Annotated in this window: 1 pseudogene; it reads left to right on the plus strand. The window is 69.9% G+C overall.

Annotated features, from left to right (window positions below):
* Positions 1 to 639, plus strand: a pseudogene (locus tag KUM32_RS39550) (2,3-diaminopropionate biosynthesis protein SbnB); the annotation flags it as partial.
* Positions 640 to 682: the final 43 nt, after the last annotated feature.

Genomic DNA, 682 nt, shown 5'->3' on the forward strand with positions numbered 1-682 from the left:
GCCCGACTCAGCCGTGGGCGGCCCCGACCGACCCGCGTCGGCTTCCTCGGCACGGGGCTGATCGCCCGCTACATCCACACCTTCCTGGCCGCCACCGGCTGGACGTTCGAGCAGACCGGCGTGCACGACCTGGCCGCCGACAGCGCGGCCGGCTTCCGCACCTACCTGGAACAGTCGAACGCCACGGGCCCGGTCACCGTGCACGACAGCGCCGAGGCCCTGATCCGCTCCAGCGACCTGGTCGTCTTCGCCACCACCGCCGGCAGGCCCCACGTCAACGACGCGTCCTGGTTCGACCACCACCCGCTGGTGCTGCACATCTCGCTGCGCGACCTCGCGCCCGAGATCATCCTCGACGCGGTCAACATCGTGGACGATGTCGAGCACTGCCTCCAGGCCGACACCTCGCCGCACCTGGCCGAACAACGCACCGGCAACCGCGCCTTCCTCGCCGGCACCCTGGACGACGTACTCGCCGGACGCGTGCGCGTGCCCACGGACCGGACGGTGGTCTTCTCACCCTTCGGCCTCGGGGTGCTCGACCTCGCCGTCGGCAAGTACGTCCACGACGAGGTGAGCCGCTCCGGCCACCTGCACGTCATCGACGACTTCTTCCACGAACTGCGCCGTCATGGCTGACCGTACGGGCCAGCGACGAAAGCTGAAGGGGGCGATATGATGG

This window comes from Streptomyces sp. AC627_RSS907, assembly GCF_019049165.1.